Source organism: Yeosuana aromativorans (genome assembly GCF_014646655.1).
Taxonomy (GTDB): Bacteria; Bacteroidota; Bacteroidia; order Flavobacteriales; family Flavobacteriaceae; genus Yeosuana; species Yeosuana aromativorans.
The window spans coordinates 257,820-279,222 of sequence record NZ_BMNR01000001.1; the positions used below are offsets into that span (position 1 = coordinate 257,820).

The 21,403-nt window shown below is 35.2% G+C and carries 21 protein-coding genes; 4 read left to right on the forward strand and 17 right to left on the reverse strand.

The genetic code is table 11. The annotated features are described in order from the left end of the window. Positions 1–14 precede the first annotated feature (14 nt). Complete coding sequence (locus IEW94_RS01005) at positions 15–941, forward strand: alpha-E domain-containing protein (RefSeq protein WP_188649400.1); 927 nt, start codon at positions 15–17, stop codon at positions 939–941. Between the two features lie 8 nt (positions 942–949). Next, positions 950–1,903, forward strand: coding sequence for a transglutaminase family protein (locus IEW94_RS01010; protein ID WP_188649401.1), 954 nt, complete (start codon positions 950–952; stop codon positions 1,901–1,903). A gap of 12 nt (positions 1,904–1,915) precedes the next feature. Here the strand turns inward: IEW94_RS01010 and IEW94_RS01015 are convergent, their stop codons facing one another. The 10 genes from IEW94_RS01015 to rsgA all read right to left on the reverse strand — a co-directional run bounded on the left by IEW94_RS01015 (position 1,916) and on the right by rsgA (position 12,866). Further along, entirely contained in the window at positions 1,916–2,893 is a 978-nt protein-coding gene (locus IEW94_RS01015; protein ID WP_188649402.1) for a polyprenyl synthetase family protein, read from the reverse strand. A gap of 71 nt (positions 2,894–2,964) precedes the next feature. After that, positions 2,965–4,005: a dual-specificity RNA methyltransferase RlmN gene (rlmN, locus tag IEW94_RS01020; RefSeq protein ID WP_188649403.1), complete on the reverse strand. Its 1,041-nt coding sequence runs from the start codon at positions 4,003–4,005 to the stop codon at positions 2,965–2,967. Between the two features lie 128 nt (positions 4,006–4,133). After that, positions 4,134–5,183: a tRNA preQ1(34) S-adenosylmethionine ribosyltransferase-isomerase QueA gene (gene queA, locus IEW94_RS01025; RefSeq protein WP_188649404.1), complete on the reverse strand. Its 1,050-nt coding sequence runs from the start codon at positions 5,181–5,183 to the stop codon at positions 4,134–4,136. Positions 5,184–5,262: 79 nt separating this feature from the next. Next, positions 5,263–6,486 carry a 3-phosphoshikimate 1-carboxyvinyltransferase gene (locus IEW94_RS01030; protein ID WP_188649405.1) on the reverse strand — a complete coding sequence of 408 codons (1,224 nt, stop codon included), beginning with the start codon at positions 6,484–6,486 and terminating at the stop codon, positions 5,263–5,265. 51 nt (positions 6,487–6,537) lie between these two features. Continuing rightward, on the reverse strand, positions 6,538–6,864 hold the full coding sequence (locus tag IEW94_RS01035) for a nucleotide pyrophosphohydrolase (protein WP_188649406.1): 327 nt from the start codon (positions 6,862–6,864) through the stop codon (positions 6,538–6,540). Beyond that, the gene (locus IEW94_RS01040) at positions 6,861–8,867 is read right to left on the reverse strand and encodes a DUF3858 domain-containing protein (RefSeq protein WP_188649407.1); all 2,007 of its coding nucleotides are present in this window, start codon (positions 8,865–8,867) and stop codon (positions 6,861–6,863) included. The genes IEW94_RS01035 and IEW94_RS01040 overlap by 4 nt, the downstream gene beginning before the upstream one ends. 4 nt (positions 8,868–8,871) lie before the next feature. Next, complete coding sequence (locus tag IEW94_RS01045; protein ID WP_188649408.1) at positions 8,872–10,779, reverse strand: DUF3857 domain-containing transglutaminase family protein; 1,908 nt, start codon at positions 10,777–10,779, stop codon at positions 8,872–8,874. A 76-nt stretch (positions 10,780–10,855) separates the two neighbouring features. Continuing rightward, a complete protein-coding gene (locus IEW94_RS01050; RefSeq protein WP_188649409.1) occupies positions 10,856–11,374 on the reverse strand; it encodes a metal-dependent hydrolase in 519 nt (172 codons plus the stop codon). Continuing rightward, complete coding sequence (gene dtd / locus IEW94_RS01055; RefSeq protein ID WP_188649410.1) at positions 11,374–11,826, reverse strand: D-aminoacyl-tRNA deacylase; 453 nt, start codon at positions 11,824–11,826, stop codon at positions 11,374–11,376. The genes IEW94_RS01050 and dtd overlap by 1 nt, the downstream gene beginning before the upstream one ends. 89 nt (positions 11,827–11,915) lie before the next feature. Continuing rightward, positions 11,916–12,866 carry a ribosome small subunit-dependent GTPase A gene (rsgA, locus tag IEW94_RS01060; RefSeq protein ID WP_188649411.1) on the reverse strand — a complete coding sequence of 317 codons (951 nt, stop codon included), beginning with the start codon at positions 12,864–12,866 and terminating at the stop codon, positions 11,916–11,918. Positions 12,867–12,954: 88 nt separating this feature from the next. On the opposite strand from rsgA, the gene IEW94_RS01065 reads away from it, so the two are divergent. Next, positions 12,955–13,407 carry a hypothetical protein gene (locus IEW94_RS01065; protein WP_188649412.1) on the forward strand — a complete coding sequence of 151 codons (453 nt, stop codon included), beginning with the start codon at positions 12,955–12,957 and terminating at the stop codon, positions 13,405–13,407. Between the two features lie 46 nt (positions 13,408–13,453). On the opposite strand, the gene IEW94_RS01070 is transcribed toward IEW94_RS01065, so the two are convergent. The 4 genes from IEW94_RS01070 to IEW94_RS01085 are packed head-to-tail and all read right to left on the reverse strand — an operon-like array spanning position 13,454 to position 17,365. Further along, on the reverse strand, positions 13,454–14,536 hold the full coding sequence (locus IEW94_RS01070) for a bifunctional 3-deoxy-7-phosphoheptulonate synthase/chorismate mutase type II (RefSeq protein ID WP_188649413.1): 1,083 nt from the start codon (positions 14,534–14,536) through the stop codon (positions 13,454–13,456). Positions 14,537–14,547: 11 nt separating this feature from the next. Then, positions 14,548–15,399 carry a prephenate dehydrogenase gene (locus IEW94_RS01075; RefSeq protein ID WP_188649414.1) on the reverse strand — a complete coding sequence of 284 codons (852 nt, stop codon included), beginning with the start codon at positions 15,397–15,399 and terminating at the stop codon, positions 14,548–14,550. Then, a complete protein-coding gene (locus tag IEW94_RS01080) occupies positions 15,396–16,541 on the reverse strand; it encodes a pyridoxal phosphate-dependent aminotransferase (RefSeq protein ID WP_188649415.1) in 1,146 nt (381 codons plus the stop codon). The genes IEW94_RS01075 and IEW94_RS01080 overlap by 4 nt, the downstream gene beginning before the upstream one ends. Beyond that, complete coding sequence (locus tag IEW94_RS01085; protein ID WP_188649416.1) at positions 16,538–17,365, reverse strand: prephenate dehydratase; 828 nt, start codon at positions 17,363–17,365, stop codon at positions 16,538–16,540. The genes IEW94_RS01080 and IEW94_RS01085 overlap by 4 nt, the downstream gene beginning before the upstream one ends. Positions 17,366–17,648: 283 nt before the next feature. On the opposite strand from IEW94_RS01085, the gene gldA reads away from it, so the two are divergent. Then, positions 17,649–18,545 carry a gliding motility-associated ABC transporter ATP-binding subunit GldA gene (gldA, locus tag IEW94_RS01090; protein ID WP_188649417.1) on the forward strand — a complete coding sequence of 299 codons (897 nt, stop codon included), beginning with the start codon at positions 17,649–17,651 and terminating at the stop codon, positions 18,543–18,545. On the opposite strand, the gene IEW94_RS01095 is transcribed toward gldA, so the two are convergent. Genes IEW94_RS01095 through metF form a run of 3 tightly spaced genes read right to left on the reverse strand, consistent with a single transcriptional unit; the run spans position 18,542 to position 21,379 of the window. Further along, positions 18,542–19,291: a head GIN domain-containing protein gene (locus IEW94_RS01095; protein WP_188649418.1), complete on the reverse strand. Its 750-nt coding sequence runs from the start codon at positions 19,289–19,291 to the stop codon at positions 18,542–18,544. The two genes, gldA and IEW94_RS01095, sit on opposite strands and share 4 nt — an antisense overlap. Beyond that, positions 19,288–20,388: an acyloxyacyl hydrolase gene (locus IEW94_RS01100; protein WP_188649419.1), complete on the reverse strand. Its 1,101-nt coding sequence runs from the start codon at positions 20,386–20,388 to the stop codon at positions 19,288–19,290. Before IEW94_RS01100 ends, IEW94_RS01095 begins: the two co-directional genes overlap by 4 nt. 34 nt (positions 20,389–20,422) lie before the next feature. Then, positions 20,423–21,379 carry a methylenetetrahydrofolate reductase [NAD(P)H] gene (metF, locus tag IEW94_RS01105; protein ID WP_188649420.1) on the reverse strand — a complete coding sequence of 319 codons (957 nt, stop codon included), beginning with the start codon at positions 21,377–21,379 and terminating at the stop codon, positions 20,423–20,425. Between the last annotated feature and the right edge of the window lie 24 nt (positions 21,380–21,403).

Consider the following 21,403-nt stretch of genomic DNA (forward strand, 5'->3'; position numbering starts at 1 on the left):
TTAGACTATAATATATGTTAAGTAGAGTTGCAAACAATCTTATTTGGTTAGAACGGTATATGGAGCGTGGAAATGGCATCTTAAGCTTGCTTAAGGTAAACTTTTATGCTAACCAAGATTCCCCGGAACTGTTCTCTTGGACCCCAATTATTCAAAATTACAATGCTTCAGGAGAAGATTTTTATACGGAAGATGCTATTAAATGTATTGAGTTTATGGTTTTTAATTTAAACAACCCTAACTCCATTCTAAATTTAGTCACCAAAGCAAGGGAAAATGCTCGCAGCGTTCAAGAACACATCTCAAGAGAGCTATGGCTTTGTATCAATAATTATTACTTGTACTTAACCAAAAAAAATTTAGTTGAAAAACTATTGGAGGAAGATCCTATTGTCTTTTTGGACGAGTTAAAAAAATACCATTTAATGTATAATGGAACTATGGATATGACTCAAGAAAGAGGGCCTTCCTATTACTTTATGAATGTGGGTAAATTTTTGGAGCGTGTCATACAGATTTCAGATTTTACCGCTATGAAACTCATGGAAATTGCAAAAACATCAGATAGTTTAGAACAAAGTTTCTATTGGAAAAATCTCCTGTTATCTGTTGGTGGATATCAGCTGTATTTAAAAACACATAAATCATCATTCCAGGAAAACCATGTAATTAGGATGATCTTTCAGGATAAGTTATTTCCCAGATCCATGTATTATTGTGTAAATAAATTAAGCAGGCACATCAACCAGCTTATAGAAAGCAATGAACTGGAACGAAACAATACAGAATTTTTATTGGGAAAACTTGAAAGCACCATAAAATACACTACTATTGAGGGGATCAATGAACTCGGCCTTAATAATTTTATTTTAGGCATTAAAGAGGACATTAAAAACATCTCGCTAAGTATTAACACGGTTTATTTTTCCCATTCCAATTAAAACAGATAATGGCAACATTTTATATAAAACATCTTACTCAATACAACTATAGTGATACCGTTATTGATGCGGCCAATCAAATCAAGCTATATCCTATTGCAGACAATTTTCAGAAATTAATATATCAAAAGGTAACGGTAAATACCAATCCATTTATTGACACATATCTCGATTTTTATAACAATGTGGTCGGTACATTCATGATTATTGAGCCTCATGACCTCTTATCGATAGAATCTGAGACGGAAGTAACAACCTTTGCAAAACCATTTCCAGAAGACACCAAAAAGGCTGCTTTGCAGTGGGAGGAATTAAAACTGTTACGTCATCATATCAATTATATAGATTTTTTAAAGCACAGACCTTTTAATGGCTCCCAAGATATTACCGATTGGATTGAAAGCAAAGATTTTAACAAAATAACACCTTATAAAATCCTTCAAGAGCTTTGTGACTATATTTACAATAATTTTAAATATACCAAAGGAATTACCACCATACAAACCACTCTAGATGAAATTTGGGATTTAAAAGCAGGCGTTTGCCAAGATTTTACCAATGTAATGTTACAAATGAGCAGAATGCTTGGCATTCCAGCTCGTTATGTGAGCGGTTATATTTTTGCCAATGATGAATTCACTCGTGGAGAGGGTGCCACACATGCTTGGATAGAAGCTTACATTCCATTTTATGGCTGGTTGGGTTTTGACCCTACCAATAATATTATAGCCAATGAAAACCATGTACGACTCGCAGTTGGAAGAAATTATAATGACTGCTCACCTGTAAAAGGTGTTTTTAAAGGAAATGTTGATGACCAACTAGTGGTAAAAGTAACTGTTAGTACTTCTAAAGATACTTCAAGTATAAATCAATTCACAGCTCAGACTGAAAAATCGGAAGATGTTAACAGTTATCGCAAAAATCAGGAAATCGTTCAGCAACAACAGCAACAGCAGTAGTTTTTAAAAGAATTATTTTTTTCTGTCAATCACATAATTCACCATCAATTCCAGTGAATTTCTGTACTCTGAAGTAGGGTATGTTTGTAAAATATTCAAAGCCTCTAATTGAAATTGCTTCATTTTTTTTATGGCATATTCCAAACCACCATTCTCCTTGACAAATGCAATCACTTCCTTGACACGATTTTTATCCTTATTATGGTTTTTTATGGAGTTAATCAACCAGTTTTTATCTTTTTTAGAAGCTTGGTTCAACACATATATTAAAGGCAATGTCATTTTTTGTTCCTTAATGTCAATACCTGTTGGTTTTCCGATTTTATCTTCGGTATAATCAAACAAGTCGTCTTTAATTTGAAAAGCCATCCCAATCAATTCTCCAAACTTACGCATGGTCTCTACATGCTGTGACTCTGGCTTTACTGATGCAGCTCCCAAACTGCAACAGGCCGCAATGAGGGTTGCCGTTTTTTGGCGAATGATTTCATAATAAACGTCTTCTGTAATATCAAGTTTACGTGCTTTTTCTATTTGAAGCAACTCCCCTTCACTCATCTCCCTAACCGCAATGGATATGATTTTAAGTAAATCAAAATCGTTATTGTCAATGGACAATAACAATCCCTTTGAAAGCAAATAATCGCCTATTAATACGGCAATTTTATTTTTCCAAAGTGCATTAATGGAAAAAAAACCACGCCTGCGATTGCTGTCATCAACCACATCGTCATGTACCAAGGTAGCCGTATGGATCAGTTCAATAACCGAGGCCCCTCGATAGGTGCGTTCACTAATTTCCCCATTGGACACCATTTTTGAAACCAAAAACACAAACATAGGGCGCATTTGTTTTCCCTTACGGTTGACAATGTAATGGGTGATTCTATTGAGCAAGGCTACTTTACTGGACATGGAGAGTTGAAACTTTTGTTCAAAAAGTTCCATCTCAAAAGCGATTGGTTGTTTTATTTGCTCTACAATCTTCATGCGTAAGCCCAAAGATACTATTTACATTGAAATTTATGATGATTGTTTTGCAATCCTTGAAAAATTGCTAATTACGACTTATTTGCAAGTTGTCCACAGGCCGCATCAATATCTTTTCCCCGGCTATGGCGCACATTAACCACAATCCTATTTTTTTCTAAAGTCTCAATATATTGCTCTAAAGCAGCATTGGATGCTTGTTGAAACTGCCCATCATCTATGGGATTGTATTCAATGATATTGACTTTACAGGGCACATACTTGCAAAACTTTACAAAGGCATCGATATCCTTTTGAGTATCATTAATCCCTTTCCAAACGACATATTCATAACTGATTTTCCGTTTGGTTTTGGCATACCAATATTCTAAAGCTTCTTTTAAATCTTCCAAAGGAAACGTTTCATTAAAGGGCATAATGGACGTTCTAACCTCATCAATAGCTGAGTGTAATGAGACGGCCAAATTAAATTTAACGTCATCATCTGTCATTTTTTTAATCATTTTTGGCACACCAGACGTAGAGACCGTGATACGTTTTGGCGACATGCCCAATCCTTCTGGAGAGGTGATTTTGTCAATGGCCTTAATGACATTGTTGTAGTTCATAAGCGGTTCTCCCATACCCATAAATACAATATTGCTTAAGGGTCGATTGAAATACAATTTGCTTTCTTTATCAATGGCAACTACTTGGTCATAGATTTCATCCGGATTTAAATTACGCATGCGTTTTAAACGGGCCGTAGCACAAAATTTACAGTCTAAACTGCAACCCACTTGACTGGACACACAGGCTGTTGTACGTGTTGGTGTGGGTATTAAAACCGACTCCACAATTAAACCATCATGCAATCTTACAGCATTTTTTATCGTGCCATCATTACTGCGCTGCATGGTACTGACTTCGATATTATTGATAACAAAACGATCATCCAACATTTGCCTGGTTTCCTTTGATAAGTTGGTCATATCATCAAAGCTATAGGCTGCCTTTTGCCAAAGCCATTCATACACCTGGTTGCCACGAAAGGCCTTATCTCCTTGTTTTGCAAAGAAATCCCTTAATTGCTCTTTGGTTAAAGCACGTATGTCTTTTTTTACTGTTGCCATATGCTTTGCAAAAATAGTGAAAGGAATTTCGATTTACGGTTTTTGGTATGAAAGATTACTGAAAGCACTAGTCTTTAAATAATGTCCTATAAAAGAAAAGCCTTGTTTTCACAAGGCTTTTGATAAGGTTATAGAATTAACATGGCATCGCCATAACTGTAAAACTTATACTTTTCCTTGACTGCTTCGGCATAGGCCTTTTTAATAAAATCATGACCTGCAAATGCAGACACCATCATTAACAGTGTTGATTTTGGAGTATGGAAATTGGTAATCATGCAATTGGCAATACTGAAATCATATGGTGGAAAAATAAACTTATTGGTCCAACCTTCCATTTCATTTAGCATACCGCTTGATGACACAGCGCTCTCTATGGCACGCATGGCAGTAGTACCAACAGCACAAACGCGTTTTTTATTTTTGATACCTGTATTTACAATCTCCACAGCTTTGGAATCAATACGCAATTCCTCACTGTCCATTTTATGTTTAGACAAGTCTTCAACTTCAACTGGATTGAAAGTTCCAAGTCCTACATGAAGGGTCACCTCAGCAAAATTAACGCCTTTTATTTCCAAGCGTTTCAATAAATGTTTTGAAAAGTGCAATCCTGCAGTTGGAGCTGCCACGGCACCTTCATTTTTCGCAAAAATGGTTTGGTAGCGTTCTTCATCTTCAGGCTCTACTTTTCTTTTTATGTATTTTGGGAGCGGTGTTTCTCCTAATTCATTTAATTTCTTGCGGAACTCTTTATAAGAGCCATCAAATAAAAACCGAAGGGTACGTCCTCTAGAGGTTGTATTGTCAATAACTTCAGCCACCAAGGTGTCATCATCACCAAAATATAGCTTATTACCTATACGTATTTTACGTGCTGGATCTACCAATACATCCCAAAGGCGTTGTTCTTCATTTAGTTCTCGTAATAAAAACACTTCAATTCTAGCGCCTGTTTTTTCCTTATTTCCATATAAACGCGCCGGGAACACCTTTGTGTTATTAATAATCATGACATCATCTTCATCGAAATATTCAATAAGATCCTTAAACAATTTGTGCTCAATGGTTTGTTCTTTTCTGTTTAAGACCATCAGGCGAGATTCATCTCTGTTTTCTGATGGGTATTCTGCTAATAGTTCGTCTGGTAAATTGAATCCAAAATGCGATAATTTCATGTGTTGTATTTTAGTGTTTTTTTGAAAGGCTGCAAATATACAATCTGAAAGTAGGCTTTGTCAAGTATTTGGGTGATTATTATTGGGTTATTTCAAAACCAATGGATATGAGGTCATCCCAGAAGGTTGGATATGACTTTGAAACCACATACGCGTGTTCAATAATGATATCATTTTTTAAAGCCAAAGGCGCAAAGGCCATAGCCATTCTGTGATCATTATAGGTTGCAATAGGAACACTCTTTTTTATTGATTTAGATTCATGAAGATGTAATGATTTATCAGTAATATCAATGTTTCCACCCAACTTTTCAATTTCTGTTTTTAAGGCAACCAATCTATCAGTTTCTTTGATTTTAAGTGTATGAAGCCCAGTTAAATTACAAGAAATACCTAAACCAAAACATGTTACCGCAATAGTTTGCGCAATGTCTGGAGCATTTTGCAAGTTCAAGCTCAACGGTTGCAATATTGAGGATTCTTTAATTAAAGTAACCGTGTTATTGTTGAATGTTGAAGTTACTCCAAAATGCTCATAAATATCAACCAAAACCGAATCACCTTGCAGTGAATTGTTTTTATAAGACGACAGTGCTATTTCTGTTCCAACTGGAGACAAGGCCACAATGCTATAATAATAAGATGCTGAAGACCAATCAGATTCTACCGTTAAGGTTTTATTTGATTGAATATCAGATATTGGTTTTACAGTTATTACATTATCATTAAAGGAAGATTCCACACCTATTTCATCCAATAAGCTGAGAGTCATATTAATATATGGAACTGAGGTAATCTCGCCTTCAAGGGTTAGTTTCAATCCGTTTTCAAGTTTTGTGGCAATAAGCAGTAATGCAGAAATATATTGACTGCTCACATTAGCTTGAAGTGACACTTTATTGTTACTTAATTTTTTTCCCTTGATTTTCAATGGCGGAAATCCCTCATTTTCTAAATACTCAATATGAGCTCCTAAAGATTGCAAAGCTTCAACCAAAATTTTAATAGGGCGTTCCTTCATACGGTCAGACCCAGTGAGAATAACCTCTCTTCCCTCTTGAATGGAAAAATAGGCAGTCAAAAACCGCATGGCAGTACCGGCATGATGAATATCAATCACAACTGACTCAGTTTTTAATGCTTTGGCCATTAATTGGCTGTCATCAGAATTGGAGATATTTTCAATAGTCAGATTTGGGAACAAGGCTTGTAAAAGTAACAACCTATTAGATTCGCTTTTTGACCCAGTAATGTTAACAACTGATTGCTTTTGAATGGTTGATTTTTGAAGTGTAAGATTCATATAACAAATTAAAAACGCTTCTTAAAAGAAGCGTTCAAAGATACTTATAATTTATTTTAATTTTTTGTTATTATGATGCCTATCATGGTCTCTTTTGCCTTTTTTGTCCATGCGCTTATCAAAAGCGTCTTGCAAATCAACCCCGGTTTGATTGGCTAAACATAACAGCACAAACAGCACATCGGCCAGTTCTTCTCCAAGGTCTTTGTCTTTATCGCTGTCTTTTTCGCTTTGTTCGCCATAACGGCGAGCGATAATTCGTGCCACTTCACCTACTTCTTCAGTGAGTTGCGCCATATTGGTCAGCTCATTAAAATACCGAACGCCATGTTCGTTAATCCAATTATCAACTACTTGCTGTGCGTTTTGAATGTTCATAATGTTTTTGTTAAAACTATTTGTTCGTTTTCCTTTTCAATTAATTGCTTGAAATACTCTTTTAAAGTTTCATAGTAAAACGGCAATATAATTGCTTGGTTTATTTTATACTCAACTGTTAATTGAATTGATGTTTTTTGCGACGCAATTATATATTTAAAGGATCCTAAGTCATCAGGCAATGCTATAATTTTTGGTTCAGGCAATGTCTCAACTTGGTATCCTTCTGGCAAATTTACTGAAACTCTGTAAACACTTGAGGACGGATAACCAAAATCAACCGGGAACTCTCTTTTTTCCAACTTGAAAGGATTGACAGTAGTTTTGAGGTGGAACAACGGTGAAAAATAGATTTTGTTACCAATAATATCGGCTTGGCTTTCTTCAAAAAGTTTGTAAGATTCCATAATTGGTTTAGACAACTCATCCGTATTCACTACTTTAAATTCTGAAACCTCTAACCCATCATATTTATTTTCAAGCTTTTCCAAAAAATCAGCTTGGTCAACATCATCATAACGCTGTCTGAACAACATAGCGTCATGATTGGTTTTTATACTTCTGAAACCACCTTCAATATCTCCATTTTCGTGTAAATCTACCATCATGGTAATTTGATCTTTAGAATCAATTTTGGGATACAGATCAATTAATTCTGAATTACCATGTTCTGTAATAATTCTGCCTTGCCAGTTCAACGCTCTAAAGGGCAAAACATTAGGCATGCTAAATTTATTTGTGGCATCTAGCAACATACCGCCTTGAGGAAACTTAACATAGGTAATTACGTAATTGTAACCATCTCTAGTTGGAAATAATGGAATGCCATTATCTCTAGTGCTCACTAAGACAGGATAAGCATTTAAACCTGCATAGCGTAACATAGATGTTAGCATTAAGTTAATTTCGGCAACATTCCCCACATGGTCTTTAAACGCTTTTCTAACACCATCATTTGTGTATTTACCATTATAGCCATTCCATTTTACCTGAGATTTAACAAAATTAAATATTAATCCTGTACGACTCAAAGGATCAGATACCGAAGCAATGAGAGCGTCTACTTCATCGTCATAATAACCTGTTTTATCTAACTCTCCTCCAAAATTTGGACTTTCATAAATAGTCTTGACAACATCCTCCCAAGTGGTAGAAAAATATTTTAAAGGTGCCTGAGGAAACTTAGTATAAGACAACTCATATTTTACTGCAGAACGATAATTATCTATATTGTTTACATATGGCTCTTCTTTTAAGGCAGGAATGTTTGATAAATCATAAGATGACACATATTTTACAAAATCTAAATCTGAAGAACTAAATGTTGTCCCACCTCCCATAGAGGTATTTCTTTCTTTATAATTAAACGTTATTTTATCATTTTTGGTTTCATTTTTAGGAACTACACTCAAAAAGCCCTTAGTATTGGATTTAAAATTAAAATATTCTGGTGCTTCAAAATAAGCTTCTAATTTTTTAACCGGAATATCATGCTGAAAAACAAATTCATCTACATTCCAATAAAATGGCGATTCTATACTATATTTATATTCAATAACCGAACCCTCTTTAATATTGGGCATGGTAAATTTTGTTTGTTCATAATACTCATTGTACTTAGTTTTAAAAATACCATCGTTTTTTAGCTTATCTTCTTCAACCTTTCCATCAATCAAATTATAAGTATATGCCTTAAATCCCGATATTTTTTCGCTATCCCCTGCATAATCATATAACAAAATGGCTTTGGTAGCTTTATCAAAACCTTCTTGATTATAAATTTTAATTCTTTCTTGGACGTCTGTTACTAAAGAAAATCCTTCTTCTTGTCTATACACAAAATAGGTTCTTCTATTCTTATATAAATAAGTGGCGTTAGCTGATGAATCTAAGGGATTAAATTTTTCTTGTAATTCTTCTTTTGATACTTTTCCAAAACCATAATCTTGTGCAGATATGGTTAAAGAAAAACTTAAGCTTAATAAAATTGCTAAAATTCTCATATGTTTATGTTTTAATTAATGCCACTTTAGCGTTGTCATGTTTAGACACCTCTTTATAAAAATCCCTGAAAGCTTCATAATCTTCTTTGGGAAAGTCCCCTTCATTAACCTTAAACTCTCTTTTATAAACCAATGTTTTATCATCTTTGGTAATCAATTCGGTTTTATAGCTTCCAAATTTATTTTCAATAGCCACGCCCTTGGGCAAGAATTCAACCTTGTAATCTTGTGGCAGCCTCACTTCAACTTCATCAATATCTTTAAAGCCTCTGTTAATTTTAAGCGGTAGTTTTCTGTCTTTATAGTGATCGGGAATACTTAAATTCCTGTTTAGTGCATTGATGCTCAAAAGCATTCTGTTACCAGCTTTTTTTGTATAATTTGTTGCTTTAAAACTGATGTCTTCTATAAATTCTACAGCTGATTTATCATTGGTAATATGCAAATCAGTTATGCTCATACCATTTATGTACCGCCATCGCTTTTTATAATAGGTATCTAAATCCCTTTCTGTTTTTCCATCCAGGAAAAACTTATTATCATACTGAATGCCCTTTGAAGTTTCACTTACTTTAACTTCAATATTACCCTCATTTGATACTGTATATCTTCCTTTTATATACTGAACATTTTCATTAGCAGTATATTTTTTGGTATGCTCAATTTTACCGCCCTCTGGTGTTACTACAAGCACGTCTCTATCATCTGTAAAATCACCTATAAACCCAAAAGGAATTTGTTGATTGGTACATTCTAGCCAAATGGTGTCTTTTTCAGTTGGAATATTGAGTATAACATGATTGCCTTGCATGGCAGTAAAATCGGTTTCTAAACTTCTTTGAGAGCTGCCAGCATAAACAACCGTATAATTTGACTTGATTCCTGCTGCTTTTAAAAGTGACAAGGTATAATTTGTCAACGCTTTACAGTCTCCATATCCTAATTTATCAACTTCAGACGCATTAAAGGGTTTCCAGCCTCCAATGCCAACCTGCACACTGATATAACGGGTTTTATCTTGCACGTATTCGTATATTTTTTTTGCTTTTGCAATATCGTCTGTTTCATCTTTAACAAGGTTTTGAATATGAGCAATTGTACTGGCAGGCAAATCATAAGTATCTTTCAACAAATCGTTGTACATCCATTTGCCAAAATCAGCCCAATCGGTAACTTCTGTTTGAACGCCTTCTAATGTAAATTTATTTGAAGACACCAATACTCTTGGAGCGACATCAATCAATGACGGACTATATTCTTCTGGTTTTATAGCTATCAAATTTTTGGCCGTATAACCAATTTTATTGGGAAGCTCTTCTTTTGTTATAGTGGCACCATTGAGGTTTTTCTCTTTTGTCCTGATAACAATATCACTTGGAAAATTGATATTATAATTACTGTTTTCAACACTTACAAAATAATCATCAATAGGACTAAAAGATTCAATAAATGCTGTGTTCTCAGTATTTATTTCACAATTAAACTCTATAGTGTACGGATATGAAATGGGCGTATATTCTAAATACTTGACTCTGGAATCTGAGTATAAGGTCCCTCCATCAACAGCGCTAACATCTCTAAAATCCTTTTTTCGAACTTTTTTTATTAATGCACCAAACTTATTGAAAACCAAAGCCTCCAATGCTACAATTTTCACATTGTTATCATAATGCACGTAGGCATCAACATTATCATTACCCTCCTTATTTAGCACCGTAACAATCCTTCTTTCTTTAATTGACATATCACTTGAAGAGTTCAATGAAATATCAATATCATGTAACCTAATGACGGTGTTGGCATTCTTTTTAAGGTCTTCAGGAATGGTTGAAGTTAAATATAAACTGTCTTGGGAAAAAACCGCTAAACTTAAGAAAAGCAGTAAAATGCTAAATGTATTTTTAATATTCATGCTCACTATATATGTTTAATATAAACATCTAAATTATAATTTGTGAGAGACGCAATTGACAGAATTTTAAAAACCTTTAGCTCGTTTTATGGCGTAATAAAAATCTTATAACAAATATAATAAAACATGGTAAAACAATAAACTTAAATTCACTAAAAATGACCTGCAAGCCCCATTCCGAAAAAAAACGCTCAAAACCCAGCGGAGATACCTTAATTACCCGTAACGGAAAGAAAAAGCGCTCATTATCAAATGGAATAAAAAACCCGACACCTCGCCCTCCTGTGGTCATAGCATCTAATATACCATGTGAAACCGTGCAAAGAAAGATAACAAAAAACCAAAGTTTTTTGCTTTTTTTACCTAATGTGAATGTTAACAATAACGCCCACAGCAGGGCAAATAAAATAGAGTGTGTAAAGCCTCTGTGACCCAATGGATGCGAATATGGAATTCCTAATTTAAAACCTATTACATCAAAATCTGGTAGAACAGTTGAAACAATTGCTGCCAACAATAACCACTTGGTGTTCTTGTTATCAATAATTTTGGTTAGCGTATAACCAACCACACTATGTCCAAATATGGATGCCATTATTCTTTGTTTTTTGAATCAATGATTATGGTCACCGGGCCATCATTAATCAATTCAACCTTCATATCAGCCCCAAACTCGCCAGTTTGCACATGTTTGCCTAAATCTATTTCTAACTGTTTTACAAATGTTTTATAAAGCGGAATGGCAATATCGGGTTTAGCGGCTTTTATGTAGCTGGGTCTGTTTCCTTTTTTTGTTAAGGCATGCAAGGTAAACTGGCTTACTACAATGGCGTCTCCTTCAATGTCTTTTAACGATTTGTTCATCACATTGTTTTCGTCATTAAAAATGCGAAGATTCACAATTTTGTTTGACAACCAATCAATATCATCTTGAAGGTCGTCTTCAACAATGCCTAGAAGGATTAAAAGGCCGTTTTGAATAGAAGCCACTTGATTAGCTTCAATAGTGACACTCGCCGAAGACACTCTTTGTATAACTACTTTCATCAGTTAACACGTATTTGTTATAGCGGTCTGATGTAACATCCAAATTGTCATTGTGTTATATGTGACTATTTTATTCATTGATGTTTCATCTATTCTTTTTCCCAGTTATCAGTTCTGTAATGCTCATCCTCTCCTTCCAGAATTTGTAAATAACTGCGATATCGTGAAAAGGCTATTTCATCATTATCCAAAGCCTTTTTTACGGCACAATGTGGCTCTTGAACATGCAGACAGTTGTTAAATTTACAATCTTGTTTTAGTTTAAAAAATTCAGGAAAATAATCGCCCACTTCTTCCTTGTCCATATCAACCACTCCAAACCCCTTTATTCCGGGCGTATCAATAATTTTAGCCCCAAAGCTCAAATCAAACATTTCAGCAAATGTTGTGGTATGTTGCCCCTGCATATGCAAGGTTGAAATCTCCTTGGTTTTGATATTCAGGCCAGGCTCAATGGCATTAATTAAAGTAGATTTTCCAACGCCTGAATGCCCAGAAAACATATTGACCTTATCATGCATTAAGGACTTTACTTTATCAATATTCTTTCCCGTTTTTGCTGATACAGCAATACACTCATAACCTATCTTTCTGTATACATGGGCTAAATATTTTACTTCAGAAAGTATCTCCTCATCATAGGTATCAATTTTATTAAAAAGCAAAATGGTTTTTATGGAATACGCGTTGGTTGTTACCAAAAACCGATCAATAAAACTGGTCAACGTAGGTGGGTTATTGATGGTAATCATTAAAAATACCTGATCAATATTGGCAGCAATGATATGGGTTTGTTTAGAAAGATTAACCGATTTTCGTACAATATAATTGGTTCTTTCATGGATGTTATGAATAATTCCGGAGACTTGATTGTTATCAGTTTCCAATTCAAAATCAACATAATCACCTACTGCTATGGGGTTTGTACTTTTGATGTCCTTAATACGGAACTTACCTTTTATACGGCATTCATACGTTTCACCCAAATCGGTTTTAACGGTGTACCAACTTCCAGTAGATTTATAAACCAATCCTGTCATTCAATGATTAATTTGTTTTTTACAAATTAACAACTTTTCAAATTAACAAAAAGTGTATATTGTGGACTTAATCTAAAAACTCAACAACATGAAAAAATTAGTATTGGTCATTGCATTATTGACTTTATCATTTATTGACACCAAAGCACAAGTAGAATACAAAGTTATTACCAGCGTAGAATCAATTGTACCAAATGGCTTAGGTCGCTCCAGAATTATCAGCGCCAATGAAGACAAAAATTACAAAGATTTTACTTCTACCCAAACCGAAGATGATAATACCCGTAATAAATCTGACAGAAGCGAAATACGCGTAAAGGATTTTGATGAAACCAAACTATTGAATTTCTACAATATTGGTGGTATTCGTTTTCAAAACATTGCTGCCAATGATGCGGTCATTACTTCAAAAATTAATACTATGATAGAGGAAGGCTGGGAATTGGCTTTTGTGAACAGTGCCGTTGAAAGTGAATGTGGCAAAGGTGATGGACAAGGCATTTTTATTACCCGTTATATCTTTAAAAGACCTAAACAATAATTATAGTCATATTTAAAAAGCCCCGCAGATGCGGGGCTTTTTGTTGTTATCCATTAATAATCTTTTCTTGATGGTTGATGGATTCTTGATGAATGGCCTTAAACATTTTTAAGATAAATTCTTCACTTAATCCATGATCTTGTCCTTCTAAAACCATACGCCCTAAAATTTCATTCCAACGTTTCGATTGCAATACGGCCACATTCTTTTGTTTTTTCAAGGATCCAATGCCATCAGCTGCTTTCATACGTTTTCCAAGCAAACTGATAATTTGATTATCCACCACATCTATTTGCGCTCTCAAATTATCCAAAGACCTGTTATATTCTGCCTCTGCATCAGTTTCTTTTCTGATTTTTAAATCTTTCATGATTTGTACTAACGTTTGTGGCGTTACTTGCTGTGCAGCATCACTCCATGCGTTATCTGGGTCAAAATGAGTTTCAATCATCAAGCCGTCAAAATTCAAATCCAATGCAGTTTGCGATACGTCAAAAATCATATCTCGTCTACCTGTAATATGTGACGGGTCATTAATGATTGGCAAATCAGGGAACTTGGTTTGTAGCTCAATGGCCATTTGCCACTCTGGGTTATTTCTGTATTTGGTTTTTTCATAAGTTGAAAACCCTCTATGAATAACACCAAGCTTTTTAATATCGGCCGTTGCCAAACGCTCAATGGCACCTAACCATAATGCCAAATCAGGATTTACAGGGTTTTTAACCAACACAATTTTATCGGTTCCTTTTAAAGCGTCTGCAATTTCTTGAACAATAAACGGACTTACCGTTGAACGTGCACCTATCCATAATAAATCAACATCGTGTTCCAATGCCAATTTTACATGGGCTGCATTGGCAACCTCGGTTGCTGTTTTTAATCCGGTTTCTGCCTTAACTTTTTGCAACCATTTTAATCCTAGTGCACCAACACCTTCAAACATGCCTGGGCGTGTTCTAGGTTTCCAAATACCAGCTCTAAAGTAACTAACATCTGTATCTTTTAATTGGTTTGCAATTTTTAAAACTTGTTCTTCTGTTTCTGCGCTGCATGGGCCTGCAATTACTAATGGATGTTCTAGTTTTAAATCATCTAACCAGGCTCTTAACTCTTTTTTGTTTTCCATAATCTTACTTCTTAAGCAATTCCGTTTAAAATATCTTTTATGTGGTTTGTGTTTTTCATCTCATTGAAAATAGCTTCAAAATCATCTTGTTTCATCAGCTCTTTAAATTGAGTGAGGTTGTTTATATATTCTTCCAATGTTTCAATAACATTCTCTTTGTTCTGTTTGAAAATGGGTGTCCACATTTCCGGTGAACTTTTTGCCAATCGTACTGTTGATGCAAATCCACTACCGGCCATGTCAAAAATATCACGTTCATTTTTCTCTTTGTCTATAACTGTCTTACCAAGCATGAATGAACTGATGTGTGATAAATGCGACACATAAGCAATATGTTTGTCATGTGCCTCAGGATTCATATACCTAATACGCATACCAATCTTTTCAAATATCTTCAAAGCTTTTTCCTGAAGCTTGAACGTTGTTTTCTCTACTTCACAAATAATATTTGTTTTGCCCACAAACAATCCGCTTATAGCAGCACTTGGCCCAGAATATTCGGTTCCGGCTATGGGATGCATAGCTAAAAAGTTTCTTCGTTTGGGATGGTTTTCAACCACTTTGCATATTTCCGATTTTGTAGAACCTGCATCTATCACTAAAGCGGAATCCTGTATTTTATCTAAAACTGTTGGTAACAACTTAACGGTGGCATCAACAGGAATGGATATGATTACCAAATCAGCTTTATCAACATCATCCAATGTGGCCTTTTTATCAATTAAATTAAGCGCTAATGCTTCGTTGAGGGTGGTCTCTTTTCTGCTGATGCCATGAATGACCACATTCGGATCATTCTTTTTAATGTCTATGGCAAGGCTTCCACCTATCAAACCAACTCCTATGATGTATATATTCTTCATATAACTCTAGATAATGCTTCCTCTAAAACATCGGTTGATGCACACAAGGAAAACCTAATATAACCCTCACCTTTACTTCCAAAAATAGTTCCAGGCGTAATGAAAATATGATTGTTTTTGAGCACTGAATCTATAAATTCCTCTGATTTTAAATGTGCCGGCAATTTTGCCCAAACAAACAAACCAGTTGCTTCTTTATCATAACTGCAACCCAAGGCTTCTGCTAATTTCCATACCAAATCCCTTCGTTGTTGATACACGCTATTTAAGGTGCTAAACCACATGCTTGAGCACTTGAGCGCTTCAATAGCACCTTTTTGAATGCCATAAAACATTCCGGAATCCATATTACTTTTTACTTTTAAAATATTGCTAATATGTTTGCTATCACCCACAACCATGCCCACTCGCCAACCTGCCATATTAAACGTTTTGCTCAAGGAATTAAGCTCTAGGCAAACATCTTTGGCTCCTTTTACGCTTAAGATGCTTTTTGGTGAATTGTTCAATATAAAACTGTAAGGATTATCATTTACCACCAATATGTTATGCTTTTTGGCAAAGGCCACTAATTCTTCAAACAAAAATTTACTGGGCTGTGCACCTGTTGGCATATGCGGATAATTTACCCACATGAGTTTCACCTTGCGTAAGTCCATTTTAGACAATGCTTTTAAATCCGGTGCCCAGTTATTGGCTTCATCCAATTCGTAAAAAACAGATTTTGCTCCTACTAATTTGGTGACCGATTCGTAGGTTGGATATCCAGGATTCGGAATTAACACCGCATCGCCTTCATTTAAGTATGCCATGGAAATATGCATAATACCTTCTTTACTTCCCATTAATGGCAAAATTTCAGAAGTAGGACTTAAAGGCACTTTAAAATGCTCTTTATAAAATGCTGCCATAGCATCCCTTAGTTCTGGCAAGCCTTGATAGCTCTGGTATTTATGCGCATTAGGATTTGAAAAACTATTGGCAATGGCATCAATTACCTTTTGCGGCGGTTGCATATCAGGACTTCCAATTCCTAAGTTGATAATGGGTTTCCCGTTTGCAATAAGCAAATTAACTTCTCGTAATTTTTTCGAGAAATAGTATTCTTCTACCGTATGCAATCTATTAGCTACTTCAATCATAACTTTGCATTTTTGTATTCGCCTAAAATTTTCAAACCTTGGGTCATAATATTTAAAATAGACTTTGCCTTGGCAAAATCTTGATACGTTTCAAAAGTCACATCCACAAAAAAGGCATATTTCCAAGGTGTCTCAATGATTGGCAACGATTGTATTTTGGTTAAATTCAATTTGCAATCACTCATTACATTCAGCACCGTTGCTAAACTTCCCCGTTTGTGATCGGCTACAAATTTCAATGACGCCTTATTGATCTCTGCTTCTGGATATTCTGAATTGGTGCGCTTTACAACCACAAACCGTGTTTCGTTGTGTTTGATGGATTGAATACTATGGGCTAGAATATCCAACTCAAAGATTTCAGCTGCATAGGCACTGGCTATGGCACCAATATGTTTTAATTGATTGTTGTGAATACGCTCAGCAACCTCTGCAGTATCTTTATCCTCAACCAATTTAATATGTGGATAGTCTTTAAAAAACTCCTTACATTGCAACAAGGCCATCGGGTGCGAATACACTTCTTGGATATCTTCAATGGTCTGGTTTGGCAAGGCCATCAAACAATGTTGGATATCTAAATAATGTTCTCCAACAATATGCAAATTATGGTTGTCTATCAAGGCATAATTTGGAATGATAGAGCCTGCAATGGAGTTTTCCAAGGCCATAATTACGGCATCACTTTCTTTGCTTATTAAGGATTCAACCACTCTGTCAAATGTCAAACATTCTATGACATCAACAGGTTTTTCAAAAAATTGCTGCGACACAATATGATGAAACGATCCTTTTATTCCTTGTATGGCTACTGTATGTATCATATAAAAAAAGTCCCGATTTCCATCGAGACTTATACTTAAATTTATTTTCTATAAATTACACATACAACGTCTCGATCTCTTTGCTAAAAAAGAAATAAAACCAGTTGCTAAAATATGTGTAACCTACTGTTGTCTTCATAATTATGCGGCTAAAGTAATTATTATTTTCTCAAATCAAAATTGTAAAAACATTTTTTTACAATTTATTTAAAAGTTTTAAAGATTTTAACGCAAAGCTTCAAATAAATTATATAATCATTATTTTTGAACAAAGAATTTTAATATGTCAATAGAGGTAACAGGCGTTTCAAAATTTTACGGAACACAAAAAGCGCTCAACAAGGTGTCTTTTCATGTTTCAAAACCAGAAATTGTTGGGTTTTTAGGTCCTAACGGAGCGGGAAAATCAACTATGATGAAAATTTTGACCACTTATATTGCTGCTTCTGAAGGAGTTATTAAAGTCAATACATTTGATGTTAATGAAGACCCCATAAACGTTCAAAAAAGTGTAGGGTATTTACCAGAGAACAATCCGTTATATTTAGAGATGTACGTTAAAGAATATTTAAGCTTTAACGCCCAAATATTCAAAATAGGCAAACAACGCATTGATGAAGTAATTGAGCTTACGGGATTAACCCCCGAAGCTCATAAAAAAATAGGCCAGCTCTCAAAAGGATACAGACAACGTGTAGGATTGGCCAATGCGTTATTGCATGACCCAGACGTGTTGATTCTTGACGAACCCACAACAGGTTTAGACCCCAACCAATTGGTTGATATTAGGAACTTGATAAAAACCATTGGACAGACAAAAACGGTGTTTTTATCCACACACATTATGCAAGAGGTTGAGGCTATGTGCGACCGTGTTATTGTAATCAATAAAGGTGAAATTGTGGCCGACAAAAAACTGGAAGAACTAAGAGACGGTAAGGAACAAACGGTTATTGTTGAATTTGATTATCGCGTTGAAGATGCCTTTTTAAAGGATTTACCTAAAGTTAGTACCGTGGTAAACACACATGGTTTTGTATATGAAATCACGTTTAAAACCTCTGAAGATATGCGCCCTAAGGTTTTTGATTTTGCCTATGATAACCAACTTAAGATTTTGCAATTAAACCAAAAGAATGCAAGTTTGGAAAGTTTGTTTAGGGAGTTGACCAGTAATTAATTCTCAAAAATAAGGCGTCCTTTGTATTGTTGTTCAACATTAACAATTGGTGGATGGTTGACACAAATCACATTGCCTGTGCCAGAAATTTTACCGGTTATTTCTTGAATGGGATTGAGTATCATATCGTTTGAACTTCTGTTCCAAATAGTCACTTTTTGGGCAACCAAATTTCTGCCTTCAAACCTGGAATCGCCAGATGCAAATGTAACATTTAAGTTTGTTGTACTTCCAGAAACATAACAATTGGATAGATTGTTAAACACAACCCTAAAACTTGTGTTATTAATCTGAAGCCTAAAATTTCCAACGGAAAAGGTATCTGGTGCGTTATAATCTTCCGATAAAATGGTCAAACTTGGATAGGTCAATACCCCATCGGAACTGATATCATATTGTGTAGAACTTCGTATTTCCGTAATATTTGGCGAAGTGACATAGACTTTGGTAACGCCATAATCACGCACAAAATTACAGTTGTTGTTATCGCTTAAAATCAATTTACCATCAAGCACAACGGCTTCCACATCATTCAATAAGTTTTTACCAGTTTCAATGACCACTTTTTGCTCTGCCCCTTCTTTAACTATCAACTCCACATCACGATTGACCAATATTTTATCAAAGGCATCCAAAGAAACTTCTTCTTGCACAACAGCCCCTGTTGTTTGAAAACAATCACTGGCGTTTTCACTGTTACAGGAAGCCAGCAAAACCATACATACAATGTAAATTAATTTTCTCATAACCTCACTCCTATTCCAAATTCAACCGCTTCGGCCTTGGCTGCATGTGCTTTTAAAGTCAACGCACCAAACCATTTTGTTCCAAAATAACGTTTCAATCCAACTCTTATATAGGTTCGTCCTTCAAAATCAAACGGATAATATACATAATACCCTAATTGGGTTACCAATGACAATCTATTGACAAACAACTCATGTCCCACAAACATTCCAACACGTTTATAGTCTTCATCCCCAGTAACAGGTTCTTCAGGAAATGCAACCGAACGATAATAAATATATTCCTTTAAAAAGTTTGAGAAAAACACATCGGCTCCAAACTGCAAGGCACTTTTTTGATTGATGCGCTTATCGGCATAGGCCGACACAATATAAAACGGAAACTGGCCGCTGCCTATCACGTCACTTTCATTGATACCACTTCTAAAAACAAGATTATATTTAATAGGTTCTGTGAATTTTGTGTTCAGTTCCGTGCTATCTGGCACCATATAATTGGGTGCTTCAGCATCTAAATTGTAGTTAACACCAATATTTAAGGTTATGGAATTAATGCTGGTATTAGGGGCCTTAACATTGGCATTGGAATAATGAATCATTGAAAGACCGGCCTGTAGCCCAAATTGGTCAATAATGCGTTCCTTTTTATAATTTAGCATCACGAAGGTACTGCTCATAATTCTGGAACCAAAGGCATTGTTCCGGTAGTTGGTTTCCTTGTCATACGGATTGGTAGTTAAGGCCAAACCCTGACCAATACGAAACATGAGATTGCGTTTTAAAAAGTAAAAGTTATAATGGGCATACAAGGAATAATTGTTGCCCAACACATCATTTTTTAAATTTTGGTAAATAAATAAAAACCCATAATCTGGATAATTATAGCGTTGTTCCCAATCTTCCAGTCCATAGGTTTTGTTGTTCCAACTTAAAATAACACCTTCGGGATGTCCCTTTATCAAGTGAAGAATATCATTGTTGTGTAAGGCGATGTTTCCTTTAAAATAGTTGACATCTATATAAGAAGACCGTTTGTTTTCCTGAGAAAATATTAGACTGTAACAAACACAAAAAAGAACACTAAAAAATAATCTCATTTATAGATTTTATGCCACAAAAATAACAGAATATTTAAAACAACTGTGATGCAATGGCCTTTATATTATCACTCTTGCCCATAGAATAGTAATGCAAGACCGGAACACCTGCGGCTTTTAGTTCTTTTGATTGCTGAACGGCAAACTCAATGCCTACTTGTCTTACAGCGTTATTATCCTTACAAGCTTCAACAGCATCAACCAGCTCTTGGGGTAAATCTATTTTAAATACCTGTGGCAAGATTTGCAAATGGCGCTTAACGGCAATGGGCTTGATACCCGGTATTATTGGTACCGTAATGCCCATTTCCCTAGCTTTGTCAACAAATTCAAAATATTTTTTATTATCAAAAAACATCTGTGTTACCACATAGTCTGCGCCAGCGTCCACTTTATCTTTTAAGCGTTTTAAATCACTTGCCAAAGAAGGCGCTTCCATGTGTTTTTCAGGATAGCCGGCCACACCAATACAAAAATCAGCGTTTTGTTCTACCAAAACATTATCATGAAGGTATTTTCCCTTGTTTAAATCAGTTATCTGGGCCACCAATTCACTGGCAAAGGCATTACCACCTTCGGCCGGTTTAAAATAGGGTTCATCTTTCATGGAATCGCCACGCAAGGCCATCACGTTATCAATGCCCAAATAATGGCAATCCACCAGAACATATTCAGTTTCTTCTCTTGTAAAGCCGCCACATAGTAAATGCGGAATAGCATCAACACCATACTTATGCATAATTGAGGCACAAATACCAACTGTTCCAGGACGCATTCTTGTCATACGTTTTTCCAAAAGGCCATTACCTTTATCAATATACACATATTCCTCTCTTGAGGTTGTCACATCAATAAAGGGAGGATTAAACTCCATTAATGGGTCTATATTGTTGTATAAGTCCTGAATGCTTTTTCCCTTTTGCGGTGGAATGACCTCAAAAGAAAATAACGTGTTTCCGTTAGCTTTTTTTATGTGTTCTGTTACTTTCATTTATGCTTAATTTCTCTGCACACT